The sequence below is a fragment of the Mesorhizobium sp. ISC15 genome (assembly GCF_037162615.1).
GTDB classification, from domain to species: Bacteria; Pseudomonadota; Alphaproteobacteria; order Rhizobiales; family Rhizobiaceae; genus Mesorhizobium; species Mesorhizobium mediterraneum.
Genome location: NZ_JAVSPX010000001.1, coordinates 3,332,090 through 3,348,317, shown reverse-complemented (window position 1 = coordinate 3,348,317; position 16,228 = coordinate 3,332,090). Strand labels below are relative to the sequence as shown.

At 62.3% G+C, this 16,228-nt stretch carries 14 protein-coding genes; 9 read left to right on the top strand and 5 right to left on the bottom strand.

The window, feature by feature from the left end; all coding sequences use genetic code 11:
- Positions 1–36: 36 nt before the first annotated feature.
- Positions 37–303: an SEL1-like repeat protein gene (locus tag RPG13_RS15965; protein WP_027152750.1), complete on the bottom strand. Its 267-nt coding sequence runs from the start codon at positions 301–303 to the stop codon at positions 37–39.
- 468 nt (positions 304–771) lie between these two features.
- On the opposite strand from RPG13_RS15965, the gene RPG13_RS15960 reads away from it, so the two are divergent.
- From RPG13_RS15960 to RPG13_RS15940, 5 genes are all read left to right on the top strand, one after another.
- On the top strand, positions 772–1,116 hold the full coding sequence (locus tag RPG13_RS15960; protein ID WP_127289149.1) for a DUF2147 domain-containing protein: 345 nt from the start codon (positions 772–774) through the stop codon (positions 1,114–1,116).
- A gap of 318 nt (positions 1,117–1,434) precedes the next feature.
- Complete coding sequence (locus RPG13_RS15955) at positions 1,435–1,587, top strand: hypothetical protein (RefSeq protein ID WP_164759165.1); 153 nt, start codon at positions 1,435–1,437, stop codon at positions 1,585–1,587.
- A 35-nt stretch (positions 1,588–1,622) separates the two neighbouring features.
- Positions 1,623–1,817 (top strand): hypothetical protein, encoded by a 195-nt coding sequence (locus RPG13_RS15950; RefSeq protein ID WP_095486571.1) that lies wholly within the window; start codon positions 1,623–1,625, stop codon positions 1,815–1,817.
- A 171-nt stretch (positions 1,818–1,988) separates the two neighbouring features.
- The gene (locus tag RPG13_RS15945) at positions 1,989–3,449 is read left to right on the top strand and encodes an AMP nucleosidase (protein ID WP_245329932.1); all 1,461 of its coding nucleotides are present in this window, start codon (positions 1,989–1,991) and stop codon (positions 3,447–3,449) included.
- A gap of 102 nt (positions 3,450–3,551) precedes the next feature.
- Positions 3,552–4,610 (top strand): endonuclease/exonuclease/phosphatase family protein, encoded by a 1,059-nt coding sequence (locus RPG13_RS15940; RefSeq protein ID WP_128284100.1) that lies wholly within the window; start codon positions 3,552–3,554, stop codon positions 4,608–4,610.
- A 4-nt stretch (positions 4,611–4,614) separates the two neighbouring features.
- Here the strand turns inward: RPG13_RS15940 and RPG13_RS15935 are convergent, their stop codons facing one another.
- Together RPG13_RS15935 and RPG13_RS15930 are read right to left on the bottom strand one after the other, a co-directional pair.
- A complete protein-coding gene (locus tag RPG13_RS15935) occupies positions 4,615–5,217 on the bottom strand; it encodes a DUF922 domain-containing protein (protein ID WP_128284099.1) in 603 nt (200 codons plus the stop codon).
- A 142-nt stretch (positions 5,218–5,359) separates the two neighbouring features.
- Positions 5,360–7,039, bottom strand: coding sequence for an electron transfer flavoprotein-ubiquinone oxidoreductase (locus RPG13_RS15930; RefSeq protein ID WP_337125464.1), 1,680 nt, complete (start codon positions 7,037–7,039; stop codon positions 5,360–5,362).
- A 349-nt stretch (positions 7,040–7,388) separates the two neighbouring features.
- Here RPG13_RS15930 and RPG13_RS15925 point away from each other — a divergent pair, with 349 nt between their 5' ends.
- From RPG13_RS15925 to RPG13_RS15915, 3 genes are all read left to right on the top strand, one after another.
- Entirely contained in the window at positions 7,389–8,033 is a 645-nt protein-coding gene (locus RPG13_RS15925; protein WP_127205172.1) for a hypothetical protein, read from the top strand.
- Positions 8,034–8,070: 37 nt separating this feature from the next.
- Positions 8,071–8,961: a uracil-DNA glycosylase gene (locus RPG13_RS15920; protein WP_337125463.1), complete on the top strand. Its 891-nt coding sequence runs from the start codon at positions 8,071–8,073 to the stop codon at positions 8,959–8,961.
- Between the two features lie 93 nt (positions 8,962–9,054).
- Positions 9,055–9,867 carry a helix-turn-helix domain-containing protein gene (locus RPG13_RS15915; protein ID WP_128241948.1) on the top strand — a complete coding sequence of 271 codons (813 nt, stop codon included), beginning with the start codon at positions 9,055–9,057 and terminating at the stop codon, positions 9,865–9,867.
- On the opposite strand, the gene RPG13_RS15910 is transcribed toward RPG13_RS15915, so the two are convergent.
- Complete coding sequence (locus RPG13_RS15910) at positions 9,868–10,770, bottom strand: DMT family transporter (protein ID WP_128242049.1); 903 nt, start codon at positions 10,768–10,770, stop codon at positions 9,868–9,870. It lies immediately after the preceding gene.
- Between the two features lie 44 nt (positions 10,771–10,814).
- Positions 10,815–13,121: a xanthine dehydrogenase family protein molybdopterin-binding subunit gene (locus RPG13_RS15905; RefSeq protein WP_337125462.1), complete on the bottom strand. Its 2,307-nt coding sequence runs from the start codon at positions 13,119–13,121 to the stop codon at positions 10,815–10,817.
- A 152-nt stretch (positions 13,122–13,273) separates the two neighbouring features.
- Here RPG13_RS15905 and pepN point away from each other — a divergent pair, with 152 nt between their 5' ends.
- A complete protein-coding gene (pepN, locus tag RPG13_RS15900; RefSeq protein ID WP_337125461.1) occupies positions 13,274–15,919 on the top strand; it encodes an aminopeptidase N in 2,646 nt (881 codons plus the stop codon).
- Positions 15,920–16,228: the final 309 nt, after the last annotated feature.

The window sequence follows — 16,228 nt, the reverse complement described above, 5'->3', positions numbered from 1 at the left end:
TTAATGAACTCAGGGCCCGATGAACTCAGGGCCAACTTAGTGCATCGTCATCCATTCGCGGGCTTCGCGCAGCGCCCTGGCGATCTCGACCTTCGACATGGCGGCCGATAATTCCGAGCGCAGTTCCGCGGCGCGGACCGAGCCCTTGATCGCGGCGATGTTGAACCATTTGTGAGCGGCGACGACATCGGTCTCGCAATCGCGGCCGGTCGCATACATCATGCCCAGTTCGAAAAGAATGTCGGCCTGGGCAGTTGCCCCCATGGCGCCGAAGCCGGCTTCAGGCATTTCAAAACGTGCCATTTCAATCCCCTGTTCTAGCCCCTGTCAGGCTCCCGAGAGCTGCCTCCTTCTGTCCCTTGTTATCTGTTGATAACCCTTGGGGCGGCCGCTCTTTCGATGCTTTCGAGAATGAACCGGAGGCTTGAATCCGTCGTTAAGTGGCGTGCTTAATTTGAGGAAAACAAAGCTAAAACAAGAGGTAAACGCGGGAATTCGTTAAGGATGCAAAGTCAGCAATTTCGCCGGTTTGGGCTAAATTTGACGAAAATTTGCGAGGCGCAAATCAAGACTCCGCTAACCACGGGAGACAAAGCCAGCATACCCGTCGTTTCATTTTTCGCCGACGAGACCGTCTCGGGCGGCCAGAAAATCCTGAAGTCTTCCCCAGCGGCACCGCTTTTGTTTTGCCGGGAGGTGGATTAGCTTACGTTTGCGTAAAGGGCAGACCGGCGGGCGGAACATCCGACCGGAAGCCCACAGGGAGGAAACATGTTTCGCAAAATCAGCATGGCCCTTGCGGCCACATTGATCATGGCCGGCACGGCTTGGGGCGATCCGATCGAAGGCAACTGGAAAACGCAAGCCGGTTCGACTGCCGCCATTGCTGGCGGCGGCGGCGCATTTTCCATCACGCTCAAATCAGGCAAGTTTGCCGGCAAGCGCATCGGTTCGTTCAAGGTGTCCGGCGCCAACAAATATACGGGCACCATAACCGACCCGGAGACCGACAAGACCTATTCAGGCAAGGCCTCGGTCTCAGGCGCCTCGCTCAAGATGAGCGGCTGCGTGCTCGGCGGGCTGATCTGCAGGAGCCAGACCTGGCACAAGCTCTGATCGTTTCCGCTGCCACAAATTTGAAAACGGGGCCGCGAAGGCCCCGTTTTTGCTTTCGCCGTCTGTTTGGGACGGATCGATCGTGCGAGCCGCGCGCCTTCTGCACTTAACAGCAATTTTTGCGCGTCCTTCGTCCGTGTCACCAGCAAGATCGGGGGCAGCAGCAAGACTGCGGCGACGCTCGTGGCCGGCGACGGCGCGGTGGGCGGCGGGCACTCAACAACTCGTCAATGAATTTGAACCGCAGATGAACGCTGGCATCAGAGCCGGTTCAGTCGGGCTCGGGCATTTTCGTGCGTGTTAAGGAGACACCACGCAATGCTCGCTCGCCGCTTCACCATCGTCTGCCTGCTGCTGAGCCTGTTCGGAATGTTGTTCGCCATCCTCGTCGCCGAGGCAGGCCGTCCGGCCCGCTCGCGGGACCAGGCCAATTCCTGCCGGTTCGGTTGCGTGAACCATTTTCGCCCCTGAACCGACAAAGACCTCGAGAGACAAAAGCAAAAGCCATGAACCGCATCGTCGCCAACGCCCTGAAAACCCTTCGACTCCTGCCTCGGGCGGCGCTTATCCTGGCCGTGCTTTCGGCACCGGTTCTGGCCGTGCCCTCGATGCGCGCCGATGCCGGCTCGACGATCGAAGCGCCGGCGTTGAAGAAGAACGGCGTCGGCTTTGTGCTGTTGATCAGCCTGCGGCGTGGTTAGAGCCAATCGACCTTCATCGAAATCCCAATCGACCTTCATCGAAATCACTGAAAAAGAAAAACGATGTTTTGACCGCGTTCAAGGCGGCATACCCCTCCCAACCGCATGGCCAAGCCTCTATATTGGGTCATGGAAAAGCGAATCTATCCCCAAGCCATAGACTCAGTCGTGATGCCGGAGCCGTTTGGCCGACAGAGCTTCAATGATGCCGGAAAGGCCGTCGCGGCCTTGCAGGTCCTTTACGACCGCAACACCAAATTCCTGCGCGATTCGTTTACGGCGCTCGCTGCAGGCGGCGACAACAACAAGCGCTACCGGGCCTTCTATCCCGAGGTCGGCGTCACCACGACTTCGTTCACCCAGATCGACTCGCGGCAGGCATACGGCCATATGCCGACGCCTGGGCATTTCTCGACCACCATCACCCAGCCTGCCCTTTTCGAACGCTATCTCACCGAACAGCTTAGCCTGATCATGCGCAATCACGGCGTTCCAGTCACGGTTTCGGAATCGACGACGCCCATCCCGCTGCATTTCGCGTTCCTGGAAGGCTCCCATGTCGACGGCACCGCAGCCGAGCGCATCAGGCGGCCGATCCGTGACCTGTTCGACGTGCCGGATCTCGACGGCACCGACGACCAGATTGCCAACGGCACGTTCGAAGTGGCGTTAGGCGAAGCCAGGCCACTGGCGGCGTTCACGGCGCAACGCATCGACTATTCGCTGCACCGGATGTCGCACTACACGGCGACCAGTCCCCAGCATTTCCAGAATTTCGTGCTGTTCACCAACTACCAGTTCTATATCGACGAGTTCGTCGCCCGTGCGCATGAGCTGATGGCGAAGGGCGGCGGCGGATATGTCGAATTCGTCGAGCCGGGAAACGTCGTCACCAAGGCTGGGCAAAACGCGCCTGGCGCTGGGGTGGCGCCGCCGCGCCTGCCGCAGATGCCGGCCTATCATCTGAAGAAGCCGAACCATGGCGGCATCACCATGGTCAATATCGGTGTCGGCCCCTCCAACGCCAAGACTATCACCGACCACATTGCGGTGCTCAGGCCGCATGCCTGGGTGATGCTCGGCCATTGCGCCGGCCTGCGCAACACCCAGGCGCTGGGCGACTATGTGCTGGCGCACGCCTATGTGCGGGAAGACCATGTTCTGGACGATGACCTTCCGGTCTGGGTGCCGATCCCGCCGCTGGCTGAAATCCAGGTGGCGCTGCAAGAGGCGGTCGCCGAAGTCACCGGCCTTTCCGGCTACGACCTCAAACGTATCATGCGCACCGGCACCGTCGCCACCATCGACAACCGCAACTGGGAGCTGCGCGACCAGCGTGGGCCGGTGCAGCGGCTGTCGCAGTCACGAGCGATCGCGCTCGACATGGAATCGGCTACGATCGCAGCCAATGGTTTCCGTTTCCGCGTGCCCTACGGCACCCTGCTTTGCGTCTCCGACAAGCCCCTGCATGGCGAATTGAAGCTGCCTGGCATGGCGACCGAGTTCTACAAGCGGCAGGTGGCACAGCATTTGACCATCGGCATCAGGGCGATGGAAAAGCTGGCCGAGATGCCGATGGAACGGTTGCATTCGCGCAAGCTCAGAAGCTTTTCGGAAACGGCGTTCCAGTAGGACCGATCGGCTTCATCGGCCTGAGCATGGCCGGCATGATAACATCGCGGCAGGGCATTTCGTCATCTTGATTGGCTGCATTTCTGCCGATAAGCAAAGTAGATGGCACGCGTTCGAAACATGATGGCGTCGGTGGCATTCGTCGCAATGCTCGGCTGCTCGGTTGCGCTGGTGGCCGGGTTTTTCGGAACGCTGCATCCGGCCTTCGATTCCTTCGCCCATTTCCGCGTCCATCTTGCCGTGCTGATGGCGCTTTGCGCGCTGCCGCTGCTCGTGACTTCATTTCGCCTGCAGGCGGCCACAGCGCTGCTCTTTGCCGTGGCTGCCTTTGCCACCACGTCGAACGCGCTGCCCGTGCCCCGCCTGTGGCCGGTCCAGGCAGCCTACGAAGTTAACCCCGGTGACCAGACGGTCTACCCCGATGACCAGCCGGTCTATCGCCTGCTGCAGATGAACCTGCGGTTCAACAATCCGACGCCGAAGAAAGTGCTGTCGCTGATCGGCCGGACCAATCCGGACGTGATCACTCTCGATGAAGTGTCGGAGATGTGGACGACCGAGCTTGGCTATATTGCCAGCGCCTATCCCTACCGGATCCTCTGCCCCTACCCCAATGGCGTGTTCGGCGTTGCGCTGCTATCCAGACGACCGTTTGCCGCCGGTACGCAACCGCGCTGCGACAGGCGCGGTGCGATGGCCATCGCGACGGTCGATTTCGGCGGAACCGACGTCGACGCAGCCGCCATGCACCTCACCTGGCCATGGCCGCGCAACCAATCACGGCAGATCGGCGGATTGTCGGAGGAACTCGCCTCGCTTGGCGAGACGTCGATCCTGGCATGCGATTGCAACGCAGTGCCGTGGAGTGCCGCCGTCCGGCGCGTCGCGGATCTTGGCAAGCTGACCATGGCGCCTTCGCCGGGGCCGACCTGGCTCTATATCAAGCTGCCGGACTTCCTGCGCTTCGCCGGACTGCCGATCGACCAGGTTTTCAGCAAGGGCGCGGTTCTCGTCCATTCGGTGTCGAGGCTGGAAGGCACAGGCTCCGATCATCTTCCGGTGATGGTGGAATTCTCGCTTAGGCCGGAAGAGAAAAAGCCGGTCGACGAAGATGAAACCGCGACCGCATCCGTGACACAGAACGGCAAGTTTCGAAGCTGAGCGCCTACTGCTTGCGCAGGGCACCAACGAGGTGCTCGACATGGCCGCCGTCGCGATGCTCGCGCGCGTCGAAGGCGTTCTGTTTCGCCTCGTATTCGGCATAGACGTCCTTGATCCGGCGCCTCGCCTCGCGGTGCGTCTTGCTGCACAACCAGTTGTCGGCGAACTCCAATCCAGTGATCGATTTCTCGGTGGCCCGCATCATTGTCCTGGCGATGCGGCCGTGGCTATGCTCGTGGGCACGAACGCCCGCGAAAAACCGCTTCCAGCGCTTCTGAAGCGCCGGCGTCGCGGCTGAGGCCATGCGGGGCAAGGTGTAGGTGAGATCGAGTGTCCCATTGGCCTGCCGCAGATGGCAGACATCACCCTCCCTGCGAACCTCAAGGTCCCAATTTACGGTATAGGCGGTCAGCGCGATGGCGTGTGTCATGAAGCCGTGCCTCTTTGGACCCTTGCGGTCCATGGCCTCGATCAGGGCGGCGCCCGTGGTTCCTGATATGTCGTAGGTCCGGGTCTTGACCAGCACCTTCGTGTCAGCCGATGCCGATGGTGCGAAGCCGCACAAGGCGCCAATCGCTGCAAGGCACGTCAGGATCGCCACGCGCATGGTCATCTCTCCGGGTTAGGAAGGAAGGGAACCACAAGCGCCGCGCCGCTTCAACGTTTTTTAGAGGCCGCAAATGTAGCGGGCCTCACCGACTGACGGTCGAGACCGACGCGGCGATTCTGGCGGACTGCCGTTTGATAAGCTACATGTTCTGGTAGACAGGTCCCTCGCCACCTTGTGGCGGCACCCAGGTTATGTTTCGGTTCGGGTCCTTGATGTCGCAAGTCTTGCAGTGGACGCAGTTCTGCGCGTTGATGACGAAGCGCACGTCCTTCGCCTCGGGATCGGCGGCGGCGTTGCCATCCTTGTCGACCCATTCGTAGACGCTGGCCGGGCAGTAGCGTGTCGAGGGCCCAGCAAAGACATCGTGCTCGGAACGCTGCTGCAGATCCATATCCGCGACCAGCAGGTGGACAGGCTCGTTTTCCTCGTGGTTGGTGTTGGAGAGAAACACCGACGACAGGCGGTCGAAGGTGAGCACGCCGTCCGGCTTCGGATAGACGATCTTCTTATGCTTGGCGGCCGGTTCCAGCGTCGCATAGTCGGCCTTGCCGTGCTTCAGCGTGCCGAAGGGCGAAAAGCCGAACAGCGTGTTCAGCCACATGTCGAGGCCGCCAATGCCGACGCCGACGACGGTGCCGAAGCGCGACCACAATGGCTTGACGTTGCGCACCTTCTTCAAATCCTTGCCGATGTCGGTCGCCCGCCATGCCGCCTCGTAAGAAGCCAGTTCGTCATTGCTGCGACCGGCGCCGATCGCCTCGGCGACATGCTCGGCCGCCAGCATTCCTGAGAGCACGGCATTGTGCGAGCCTTTAATGCGCGGCACGTTGACGAAGCCGGCGGCACACCCGATCAGCGCGCCCCCGGGGAAGGACAGTTTCGGCACCGACTGCCAGCCGCCCTCGGTGATGGCGCGGGCGCCATAGCCCAGCCGCTTGCCGCCCTCGAATGTGCCCTTGATCGCCGGATGGGTCTTGAAGCGCTGGAACTCGTCGAACGGCGACAGATAGGGGTTCTTGTAGTTGAGGTGGACGACGAAGCCGACCGCCACCTGGTTGTCCTCCAGATGGTAGAGGAAGGAGCCGCCGCCGGTCTTCATGTCGAGCGGCCAGCCGAAGGAGTGCTGGACAAGGCCTGGCCGGTGGTTCTCCGGCTTGACCTGCCAGAGCTCCTTGAGGCCGATGCCATATTTGCCGGGCTCGCGACCGTCGGAAAGATGGTATTTGGCGATCAGCTGCTTGGCCAGCGAGCCGCGCGCGCCCTCGCCAATCAGCACGTATTTACCCATCAGCGCCATGCCCGGCGCGAAGCCCGGGCCATGCGTGCCGTCCTTCTCGACGCCCATATCGCCGGTGACAACGCCGGTGACCGCGCCTTCGTCACTGTAAATAAGGTCCACGGCGGCAAAGCCCGGATAGATCTCGACGCCCAGCGCCTCGGCCTTGGTCGCCAGCCAGCGGCAGACATTGCCGAGTGAAACGATGTAGTTGCCGTGGTTGTTCATCAGCGGCGGCATCAGGATGTTGGGCAGACGGAACGAACCGGCGGGGCCGAGGACCAGGAAATGGTCTGCCGTGACCGGTGTCTTGAACGGATGCCCCTCTTCGTCACGCCAGCCCGGCAACAGCCGGTCGATGCCGATCGGATCGACGACGGCGCCGGACAGGATGTGGGCGCCGACTTCGCCGCCCTTTTCCAGGACGACGACGGAAAGCTCGGGATTGACCTGCTTGAGACGGATCGCGGCGGCGAGGCCGGCCGGACCGGCGCCGACGATGACCACGTCGAATTCCATGCTTTCGCGTTCGATATCGCTCATCAACCCCTCACTGCCCAGAGTGCCGCGCGCCCATTGGACGCGCAAAGGACACTCTGGCAACTTTTATTTTCGCATGATCCTTTCCAAAAAGTGATTTCACTTTTTGGGGTCATGCGAGCGCATTTGCGCATCTTGCTGGCTTATCCGCTGCATAGCGCATCAAATCGCGACGCGAAACCGGCGCTGACGTGACAATGCCGATTTCGTCAAAAAGTCGCGCATCGTACTACAAAATCGCGATTTGGGGTCCACCCGAACATCGATCTGGGCCAGGCTCATTTCCAAGGAGAGCCGTCGCCCTCACGTTTTTAATTGTTCGACGGCTTGCTTATCGTCCATACTTCGCGCCATGCGCATATACGGGCCGACTGGCTTTTCATCGACGCGCTTTTTTTCCTCGCCCGGACGGATTTGCCGGGCGCTCGTTTTGGCCCTTTTGCCGCTGGCGCCCATTGGCGCCCATGCCGAGCCGCAAAGGGTCTGGGCGGCCGGAGCCTACTCCTTTTCCGACGAGCTCGGCGGCTTCCGCATCACCAGCGCCTCGGGCGTCGGGACAAAGGAGGACCCGCTTGTCATCACCGAAGAGCTGAATTCGGCAACGCCGGTTACACTGACTATCCGCACGACAAAGCCGATCCAGCCGTTCGGCACCGCGGGCCAATTTGCCAACGGCCTCATGTATATGCGCATCGACGTGCTCAACAACAGCGGCCAGGCCTGGGTCGAGTTCCAGTTCGAGCTCCAGGAGGTGCTCCACCGGCCGAGCGTGTTCGGCGACGGCCTGTCATTCGACCAGCGCAACAAGACGCCTGACAACATCTGGTCGAGCAGCTTTGCCGATTTCGATCGCGACTTCGAACCCTATGACCGGCTGCTGTTCAAGAGCGGCAAGATCGACCCGCTGAAGACAGCAAAATTCGATTACCTGATCACCGACTACACACCGCGCTGGACGTTCTATCTGGTGCAGGATCCCCGTATACCGTCGAGCTGAACTTGCAAATTCCTGCCGCGCGGCCGAATGTGAAGGCATGACTGCCGTTCCCCGAGACAACCGACCTGATATCGCCGACCTTTTGACCTTCTACGCCAGCGCGGGCGTCGATGAAGCGCTCGAAGACGAGCCGGTGAACAGGTTTGCCGAGGCTGCGTCAAGGCCACCTGAGCGGGCGCCAGCGACGGTTACGCCGCCAACTGGTGAAAAAGGCGCCGCACTGCCACGCTCGACCAGCGTCTCACGCGCCGAAATGGGCGAAAGGCAAGCTGCGGCACCGGCGGTGCGCGCGCCGTCGGGCACAGCGACGGTGCCCGACGAAGCGCAAGCGGCATTGGCGCGCCAGTTGGCAATGACGGCCGCAACCCTGGACGAGCTTCGCCAGCACATGGCGGCGTTTGACGGCTGCAATCTCAAGTACACCGCCAAGAACCTGGTGTTCGCCGACGGCAATCCGAATGCCGCTGTCATGCTGGTCGGCGAGGCGCCCGGCCGCGACGAGGACATAGAGGGATTGCCGTTCGTCGGCCGCTCGGGCCGGTTGCTCGACCGGATGCTGGCTGCGATCGGCCTCGACCGCACATCGGCTTACATCGCCAATGTCATCCCCTGGCGGCCGCCGGGCAACCGCACGCCGACACCGCACGAGACCGAGATTTGCCGGCCGTTCATCGAACGGCAGATCGAGCTGGTCAATCCGAAGGTGCTGGTCAACCTTGGCGGCCCCTCGGCAAAGACGCTTCTCAACGCCACCGAGGGGATCCTGCGGCTGCGCGGCAATTGGCGCGTCCACACGACCGCCTCCGGCATTGCCATTCCCGCCATGCCGACCCTTCACCCGGCCTATCTCTTGAGAACCCCCGCGCACAAGAAGCTGGCGTGGCGGGATTTCCTTGAGGTGAAGGCGAAACTGCGGGCGCTGGGTTGACGACCAGCGTTTCCTCGCCCCGCAAAGCCGGGAGAAGCGCCATAACCTGCCAGGTAATTGAAATGCATCCGCTAGCGGCCTAGTCATGCGCTCATGACAGCAACCCAGACCTCCGCCGGCAGCCTCATTCGCGAATGGCGCACGCGCCGGCGCATGAGCCAACTCGATCTCGCCATGGAAGCCGAAATCTCACAGCGGCATCTGAGCTTCGTGGAGAGCGGTCGCGCGGCACCTTCGCGCGACATGGTGCTGCATCTGGCCGAGCAGCTCTCGATCCCGCTGAGGCAGCGCAACCAGCTCCTGCTGGCCGCGGGTTTTGCCCCTAGCTTCAGCGAGCGCTCGCTCACCGATGCCTCGCTGGCGCCGGCGATGGCGGCCGTCGAGATCGTGCTCAAGGGGCACGAGCCCTTCCCAGCGCTCGCTGTCGACCGGCACTGGAACCTGGTGTCGGCGAATGCCGCCATCGGCCCGTTCCTGGCCAATGTCGCCGAGCCCTCCTTGCTGAAGCCCCCGGTCAACGTGCTGCGACTCAGCCTGCACCCGGGTGGCGTCGCGCCGCGCATCGTCAACCTCGCCGAATGGCGCGCGCATCTTCTCGACCGGCTGAAACACCAGAACGACGCCTCAGGCGACCCGGTCCTGGTCGAACTGGAACGCGAGCTTCGGACCTATCCGTCCGGCCTGAACGGCGCACGACCGGTGCCGGTCGAGCCGAACGCGATCGTGCACCCGCTGCGGCTTGCCCATGGCGATGCTGTGCTGTCGTTCATCAGCACGATCACCGTGTTCGGCACGCCGCTCGACGTGACGCTGTCGGAACTGGCGATCGAATCCTTTTTCCCTGCCGATGAGCAGACAAGGACGGTGCTGGTGCGATTGGCGAAGGAGCGGGCCGAGCCGTTCTGATCATCCTTGCGGCGGGGTCGCCTGTCGGGTGCGCGCACGTTCGAGGCCAAGCTGGCGCTCGCGCCAGATGATAAAGATGCCGGCGGCAACGACGATCAGGCCGCCGATGAGCATATGAACCGTCGGGACGTCGCCGAAAGCAAGATAGCCGACGGCTATGCCGAGTATCATAGACGTGTACTCGAAGGGCGCCACGACCGAGGCCTCAGCATGGCGATAGGCTGCCGTCATCAGTATCTGAGCGACCCCGCCGCAAAAGCCTGACACAACCAGAAGGCCTGCCTGCACCGGTGTCAGCGCCTGCCAGCCGAACGGCAGCGAAAGCAACGCCAGGACGCTCGCCGTCACCGAAAACCACAGCACGATGGTTGCCGTCGGCTCGCTCTGGACGAGATTGCGCACCAGCAGCATGGCTACGGCCGAGATCGCGGCCGCGACCAGGGCGGCGATGACGCCGAGCACCTCCTGATCGCCGAGTGCTGCGCCCGAGCTAAGAAGCGTCAGTTCCGGCCATGAGATGACCACCACCCCCACCAGCCCGACCGCAACCGCGCTCCAGCGATAGACGCGGATCGCTTCGCCGAGGAAGATCGAACTGAACACCACCACCAGCAGCGGCTGTGCGTAGTTCAGCGTGATCGCCTCGGGCAGCGGCAGACGCGTCAGCGCGAAAAAGCCGAGGCCCATGGCGCAGACGCCAACAACGCCGCGCGCAATGTGGTTGAGCGGGCGTTTGGTGGAAAATGCGGTGCCAAGCTTTCCCTGGAAGGCCAGGAAGATGATGATAGGAAAGATGGCGAAGAAGGAGCGGAAGAAGACGATCTGGCCCGCCGGCACCGTGCCCGCCGCCTTGATGCAGGACGACATGCCGACAAAGACCGCCACCGACACGATCTTGAGCATGATCCCGGTCAGCGTGTTGTGTCCGCCGGGATGATCTGTAGGGCTCACTTAGCAGTTGCTTCCTGGATCGCTGCCCAGATGCGCGCCGGCGTTGCCGGCATGTCGATGTGCCTGATGCCGTAGGCGCGATACAGCGCATCCGTCACCGCGTTGAGCGCGGCCGGCGTCGCTCCGATCGTGCCGGCCTCGCCGGCCCCCTTGATGCCGAGCGCATTGGTGGTCGATGGCACATTGCGGGTCTCGAAATGGAAGAACGGTAAATCGTCGGCGCGCGGCATGGCGTAATCCATGAAGCTCGCCGTCAACAGCTGCCCGTCCTCGTCATAGACCGTGTTCTCGGTCAGCGCCTGGCCGATGCCCTGGACGACGCCGCCATGCACCTGGCCAGCCAGCAGGATCGGGTTCACGGTGACGCCGAAATCGTCGACGATCGTATAGCGAACAATCTCCGTCGTGCCGGTGTCGGGATCGATCTCGACCTCGCAGATGTGGGTGCCGTTCGGATAGGTGCATTCGTCCTGCACGAACTCGCCAAAGCCTTTGAGATCGTCCGGGTTCTTGGCGGCCTTGGCGACGCTCGAAAAATCGATCGTGCGGTCGGTGCCGACGATTCGGGCGACGCCGTTGGACAATTCGATGTCGCCGGCCGAGGCTTCCAGTTCATCCGCGGCGATGCGCTTGATCTTGTTGGCCAGATCCTCACCCGCGCGAGAAGCTGATACACCGCCAAGAGGGATCGAGCGCGAGCCGCCAGTGCCGCCGCCGGCCTTCAGCTCGTCGGTGTCGCCTTGGCGGACCTGGATCTTGTCGATATCGAGATGAAGCTTTTCCGAGAGGAATTGCGCATAGGCGGTCGCGTGCCCCTGCCCGTTGGTCTGGGTGCCGATCTTCAGCGTCACCGTGCCGTCGCCGTTCAGTTCGACAAAGGCCGGCTCAGAGCCCGGAAAGGCACAAGCCTCGATATAGGTCGCCATGCCGATGCCGCGGATCTTTCCTTCAGCCTTCGACTGCGCCAGCCGTTCCGGGAACGCCTGCCACTCCGCCTGCTCGATGGCGCGATCCATATGGCCTGCGAATTCGCCGGTATCATAAAGGCGGTCGGTCTGGGTGCGATAGGGAAACTGCGCAGGCCGAATGAAATTGCGCCGGCGGATCTCTTCGACGGGAAGGCTGAGATCGTGGGCGCAGGCGTCGACGAGCTTTTCCAGCAGGAATGCCGCTTCCGGCCGGCCGGCGCCGCGATAAGCATCGACCGGGCAGGTATTGGTGTAAAGGCCGGTCACCGAAACATCGAGCGCCTGGATATCGTAGACGCCGGTCGACATGGTGACGCCGATATAGGGGATGAACGGGCCGTATTGCGAGATGTAAGCGCCGATATTGGCGAGGAGATCGACCCTCATGCCGAGGAAGCGGCCGTCCTTGTCCATCGCCATCTCGGCGGTCACGACATTGTCGCGGCCTTGCGCATCGGTGAGGAAATGCTCGGTGCGGTCGCCGGCCCATTTGACCGGGCGGCCAAGACGCTTGGCAGCCTCGAGCACCAGCGGATGCTCGCGATAGACGAAGCTTTTCGGTCCGAAGCCGCCGCCGACATCCGGCGTGATGACGCGCAGCTGGTTCTTCTTGATCTTGAACACATCGGCCAGGATGTACTGCATCGAATGCACGCCCTGCGAGCCCGTGGTCAGCACGAAGCGGTTCTCTTGCGTGCTCCACTCGCCGATCGCCGAGCGCGGCTCCATGTAGTTGCAGACCAGCCGGTTGTTGATGAATTCGATGCGAGTGACATGCGCCGCCCTGGCGAATGCTGCCGCGGTCTTCGCCTTGTCGCCGATGTGGTAGCTGAAGGCGCGGTTGGAGCCGAGTTCCGGCCAGACCAGCGGCGTGCCTTCGTCAAGCGCCGTGGCGGTGCCGGACGCGGCATCCTCGCCATCGTAATCGACTTCGATCAATTCGGCCGCGTCCTGCGCCAGCGCGCGGCTGTCGGCGACGACGAAGGCAATAGCGTCGCCGACATAATTGACCCGGTCGCGGCAAAGGACCGGAATGTCGCGGGTCGGCGCCTTGGTGCCGTCCGGCTGCCTCTGCATGACGCCGGATTTCAGCTTGCCGAGATGAGCAATATCCGCACCAGTCAGCACCAGATGGACGCCAGGTGCCGCCTTGGCCGCCTCGGTCGAACCGATGGTGAAGCTTGCCTTGGCCACCGGCGAGCGCAGGACGTAGCCGTGCAGGAGGCCGGCCGGCTGGATGTCGTCCGTATAGCGACCGAGACCTTTGAGGAAGGCCTGGTCCTCGCGACGCAGCACAGATGCGCCCATGCCGAATTTCGGTGTGACCACGGTCATGGATACCTCGCGATGATGTGGAGAACGAGTGCCTGAAATAGGCATTGCGCCAGTTTTGTCGAGTGACGGTTTCGTGTAAAGAGCGCGGGCTTCAAATTTTTAGACCAGCGGACCCACTTGCCGCTGCGGGAATCGACAGGAAACCCCACCGAATGCGCACTGACACCGGCCAGGTCTTCAAGCTCGAAGACTATCGCCCCAACGACTATCTCATTCCGGAAACCAGCCTGACTTTCCGCCTGTCGCCAGAAGCCACGCGCGTCACCGCCGAACTGACGGTCGAACGCCGCGACGGCGTGGCGGCGTCAGTGCCACTGGTGCTGGATGGCGACGGCCTGACGCTCAGCCGCATCGCAATCGACGGCCGGACACTCGCGCCGATGGATTTTTTTGCCACGCCCGATCAGCTGACGATCACCACGCCGCCCGCAGCACCCCGCTTCCAGCTCCTGATCGAAACCGAGCTGGCGCCGGCACACAACGAAGCCCTGATGGGCCTCTATCGCTCCAGCAACGTCTATTGCACGCAATGCGAGGCCGAGGGCTTTCGGCGCATCACTTATTTTCTCGATCGCCCCGATATCCTGTCCGTCTATACGGTGCGCATCGAGGCGCGGCGCCACGAGGCGCCACTGCTTCTTTCCAACGGCAACCCGGCGGGCAGCGGCGAACTTGCCGACGGCTGGCACTATGCGGTCTGGCACGACCCCTTCCCCAAGCCGTCCTATCTATTCGCACTGGTGGCGGGCGCGCTCGGCAAAGTCGCAGACAGCTTCATCACGCTATCCGGTCGCAAGGTCGATCTCGGCATCTATGTCGAGCCGGGCAAGGAGCGGCTCGCCGGCTACGCCATGGACGCCCTGAAGCGGTCGATGAAATGGGACGAGGAGGCGTTCGGCCGCGAATACGACCTCGACATTTTCAACATCGTCGCGGTGTCCGACTTCAATATGGGCGCGATGGAGAACAAGGGCCTCAACATCTTCAACGACAAATATGTGCTGGCCGACCAGGAGACCGCCACGGATGCCGATTTCGCCAATATCGAGGCGATCATCGCGCACGAGTATTTCCACAATTGGACTGGCAACAGAATCACTTGCCGCGACTGGTTCCAGCTTTGCCTGAAGGAAGGGCTGACGGTTTTTCGCGATCACGAATTCTCGGCCGACCAACGCTCGCGAGCGGTAAAACGCATTGCCGAAGTGCGCACGCTCAGGGCGCATCAGTTTCCCGAAGACCAGGGGCCGCTGGCGCATCCGGTGCGGCCGCGCCGCTACCGCGAGATCAACAATTTCTACACGGCGACGGTCTACGAAAAGGGCTCGGAAGTGGTGCGCATGATCCGCACCATTCTCGGCGCCGAGACGTTCCGGGCCGGCATGGACCTTTATTTCCAGCGCCATGACGGCGAGGCTGCGACGATCGAGGACTTCATCAAGGTGTTCGAGGATGTGTCCGGCCGGGACCTGTCGCAATTTTCGCTCTGGTACCATCAGGCGGGCACGCCCAATCTGACGATCAGTTCGACGCACAATGCGGCAGCCCAGGAATTCACGCTCGAGATCGAGCAGTCGGTGCCGCCGACGCCGTCCGAAAGCCGCAAGCGGCTGATGCACATTCCGCTGGCCTTCAGCCTGGTCGGCGCCGATGGCAAACCGATAGCCTATAACGGCGTCGAGGGAGCTTCCGTCGAGGACGGCGTTATCCACATCCGCAAGCGCCGGCACATGGTGCGCTTCTCGGGCGTTGCCGAGCGCCCGGCTATGTCGCTCAACCGCGGCTTCTCGGCGCCGGTGACGCTTTCCGTCGAGCAGAAGGCCGACGATCAGTTCTTCCTTGCCGGCCATGACGACGATACCTTCTCGCGCTGGCAGGCGTTCAACACGCTTTTGACCGACTCCCTGATATCCGCCTTCCGCCAGGTCCTTGGCGGCAAGCAGCCCAATTTCGCATCACGGCTGACCGATCTTGCCGGCAAGATAGCCGGCGACGAGACACTTGAGCCGGCCTATCGAGCGCTGGCTCTGGCGCTTCCGAGCGAAGCCGATATCGCCCGTGACATCGGCAAGAACATCGACCCCGATGCCATCCTCTCGGCCCGCGAGGCGCTGACGGCCGCGATCGCCGAGACCAACCGCGAGATATTCTCCCGCCTCTACGATCGACTGGCCGACAAGGACGCTTTCAGTCCGGATGCGGCGAGCGCCGGGCGGCGGGCGCTGCGCAACATCCTGCTCGACTATCTCTCGCTGCTGCCGGGAAGCGCGGCGCTTGCGGCCCGGCATTTCCAGTCCGCGACCAATATGACGGACCGCGCCGCTGCATTGACCGTGCTTGCGCTCCGCCACAGCGGTTCGCCCGAGACGGTCAAGGCACTGGCTGACTTTGGAGCGAAATATGCGACCGATCCTCTGGTGATGGACAAGTGGTTCCAGATCCAGGCCAGCGTGCCAGGCCCGCAAACCATTCATGCGGTGCGCGCCCTGACCGGCCACCCGGCCTTCTCTATGGCCAACCCGAACCGGGTGCGCTCGCTTGTCGGCACGTTTTCCAGCGCCAACCAGACCGGCTTCCATCGCGCCGACGGCGAAGGCTACCGGTTTTTCGTCGAAACGGTCTTGCAGGTCGAAAAGCGCAACCCGCAGTTGGCCGCCAGGCTGGCGACGGCACTCAGATCATGGCGCTCGCTCGAACCTGCCCGGCAGGCCAAGGCAAGGGAAGCGCTGCTATCGATTGCCAATGTCGAGAACCTGTCGGCTGATTTGCGGGACATCGTCGAGCGCACTCTTGCGTGATCCCTCCCCCTTGAGGGGAGGTTGGACAGCCGCCGAAGGCGGATGGACGGGTGGGGTCGCTGCGGCAGTGCGCGGCCTCGACCGATCCACCTGCCTCGACCGTTGATTCAAAGATGGAGCGCTTCGCCGACGACTCCTACCGGCCCTACGGGCCACCCGCCCCTCAAGGGGGAGGGAGATCGGCGGCTTTAGCCATTATTTTAGTCGATTTTTAATCTTTTTTCGCCGCGCCTCTGGACAAGGCGAATCACCTTTGATTCTTTAGCTGAAGATTCGGAAGTGCGGCGTCGCCGGATCGTCAAGCAGATT

What these genes read in the sequence shown, in the direction of transcription:
- RPG13_RS15965 (WP_027152750.1), bottom strand. Translation starts at nt 303, where the DNA reads ATGGCACGTTTTGAAATGCCTGAAGCCGGCTTCGGCGCCATGGGGGCA.
- RPG13_RS15960 (WP_127289149.1), top strand. Translation starts at nt 772, where the DNA reads ATGTTTCGCAAAATCAGCATGGCCCTTGCGGCCACATTGATCATGGCC.
- RPG13_RS15955 (WP_164759165.1), top strand. Translation starts at nt 1,435, where the DNA reads ATGCTCGCTCGCCGCTTCACCATCGTCTGCCTGCTGCTGAGCCTGTTC.
- RPG13_RS15950 (WP_095486571.1), top strand. Translation starts at nt 1,623, where the DNA reads ATGAACCGCATCGTCGCCAACGCCCTGAAAACCCTTCGACTCCTGCCT.
- RPG13_RS15945 (WP_245329932.1), top strand. Translation starts at nt 1,989, where the DNA reads ATGCCGGAGCCGTTTGGCCGACAGAGCTTCAATGATGCCGGAAAGGCC.
- RPG13_RS15940 (WP_128284100.1), top strand. Translation starts at nt 3,552, where the DNA reads ATGGCACGCGTTCGAAACATGATGGCGTCGGTGGCATTCGTCGCAATG.
- RPG13_RS15935 (WP_128284099.1), bottom strand. Translation starts at nt 5,217, where the DNA reads ATGCGCGTGGCGATCCTGACGTGCCTTGCAGCGATTGGCGCCTTGTGC.
- RPG13_RS15930 (WP_337125464.1), bottom strand. Translation starts at nt 7,039, where the DNA reads ATGAGCGATATCGAACGCGAAAGCATGGAATTCGACGTGGTCATCGTC.
- RPG13_RS15925 (WP_127205172.1), top strand. Translation starts at nt 7,389, where the DNA reads ATGCGCATATACGGGCCGACTGGCTTTTCATCGACGCGCTTTTTTTCC.
- RPG13_RS15920 (WP_337125463.1), top strand. Translation starts at nt 8,071, where the DNA reads ATGACTGCCGTTCCCCGAGACAACCGACCTGATATCGCCGACCTTTTG.
- RPG13_RS15915 (WP_128241948.1), top strand. Translation starts at nt 9,055, where the DNA reads ATGACAGCAACCCAGACCTCCGCCGGCAGCCTCATTCGCGAATGGCGC.
- RPG13_RS15910 (WP_128242049.1), bottom strand. Translation starts at nt 10,770, where the DNA reads ATGCTCAAGATCGTGTCGGTGGCGGTCTTTGTCGGCATGTCGTCCTGC.
- RPG13_RS15905 (WP_337125462.1), bottom strand. Translation starts at nt 13,121, where the DNA reads ATGACCGTGGTCACACCGAAATTCGGCATGGGCGCATCTGTGCTGCGT.
- pepN (WP_337125461.1), top strand. Translation starts at nt 13,274, where the DNA reads ATGCGCACTGACACCGGCCAGGTCTTCAAGCTCGAAGACTATCGCCCC.